The organism is Inquilinus limosus MP06 (assembly GCF_000767795.1).
In the GTDB taxonomy this organism is placed as follows: Bacteria; Pseudomonadota; Alphaproteobacteria; order DSM-16000; family Inquilinaceae; genus Inquilinus; species Inquilinus limosus_E.
The window spans coordinates 1-1,491 of the sequence record NZ_JANX01000926.1 but is presented as its reverse complement, the minus strand read 5'-3'; the positions used below and the strand labels follow the sequence as shown (position 1 = coordinate 1,491).

General features: G+C 69.9%; 2 protein-coding genes. One reads left to right on the top strand and one right to left on the bottom strand.

Translation table 11 applies throughout. The annotated features are described in order from the left end of the window. Nucleotides 1-564, top strand: a 564-nt coding sequence (locus P409_RS34060) for an SDR family oxidoreductase (RefSeq protein WP_034849212.1), incomplete at its 5' end; no start/stop codon positions are given. A 190-nt stretch (nucleotides 565-754) separates the two neighbouring features. Here P409_RS34060 and P409_RS34055 read toward each other — a convergent pair. Then, on the bottom strand, nucleotides 755-1,491 hold a 737-nt coding region (locus tag P409_RS34055), incomplete at its 5' end, for a M14 family zinc carboxypeptidase (RefSeq protein ID WP_034849210.1).

Sequence of the window (1,491 nt, the reverse complement as noted above, 5' to 3'; positions counted from 1 at the left end):
GCCTATGCCCCGGCGCTGGTGGCGCTGGCGGAGGAGCGGTTCGGCGGCCTCGACATCGCCTTCAACAACGCCGGCATGGTCGGGCCGATGGCGCCGACGCCGGAGGTATCGCCCGCGGCCTGGCGGCGGACGGTCGAGACCAACCTGACCAGCGGCTTCCTGGCGGCGCGGCACCAGATCCCGGCGATGCTGCGGCGCGGCGGCGGGTCGCTGATCTTCACCTCGACCTTCGTCGGCTACACCGTCGGCTTCCCCGGCGTGGCCGCCTATGCCGCCAGCAAGGCCGGGCTGATCGGGCTGGTGCAGGCGCTGGCGGTCGAGTTCGGCGGCCGGGGCGTCCGCGTCAACGCGCTGCTGCCGGGCGGCACCGAGACGGAGATGTACCGCGAATTCGCCAAGACCCAGGCGGAGCGCGACTTCATCACCGGCCTGTATCCGATGAAGCGCCTGGCGACGCCGGAGGAGATGGCGCGCTCGGCGCTGTATCTGGCGTCCGACGCCTCCAGCTTCACCACCGGCACGGCGCTGCTGGTCGATGGCGGGGTGTCGATCACACGGACTTAGAGAAGCGGCCTCGCCTTTGGCGTGGCCTCTCCCGCTTCCGAGACCTTTCAGACTGCCAATACCGTCATTGCGAGCGCAGCGAAGCAATCCATCGCGCCGTAAGAGCGGAGGCATGGATTGCTTCGTCGGCTTCGCCTCCTCGCAATGACGGTGAAAAAGTGGCCAGCCACTTGCGCCGACCTGACAAGCCCTACGCCACCACCCCCGCATGGTGCTCGACCGCGGCCAGCACCGTCTCCATCTGCACCTGGTGGCCCAGGGCGAAGCGGTCGCCGTAGATCGTCTCGTCCGGATATTCGGTGATCAGGGTCAGCGGCGGCACGTGGCGCTCGTCCGGGCCGATCAGGCAGGGGATGCCGTTGATCACGGCGAACGGCCCCGTCCCGGCATGGGCGCCATAGGCGGCCAGCTGCATCCGGTTCAGCTCCAGCAGCGGCTCGATCCGGGCCAGGCGGCGGGTGATCGCCTCGATCAGCGCCATGCCGGGCTCGACCCAGTCCGGATGGTGGCGCAGGATCAGGAAGAAGCCTTTCGGGATGGTCCACATCTCGAAGCCGCGCGGCAGGTAGCCGGTGAAGGGCCGGGTCCATTCATGCGCCGGGTAGCCGTGCAGGTTGACATGCAGCTGGGCACCGGTGCGGGCGATCGCCTCGCTGCGGGCCGCGCGCTCGTAGAGCCCGTCGCCGACCCGGTATTCAAGGTCGTCGCCCAAGGCGGTATAGCGCGCCGCGTGATGCATGTGCCGCGGATTGTCCCGGCACAGGCGACGGTGCAGGGCGTAGCCGTCCGGATTCTCCAGCGGGATCAGGGCCAAATGGTGCTCCGGGTCCTGCAGCAGCAGCTGCGCGGCGCGCAGGGCGCCGACCGGGCCGGTGGTCTCGTTGGCGTGCTGGCCGCCGGTGACCACCACCGCCGGGCGCGATCCCG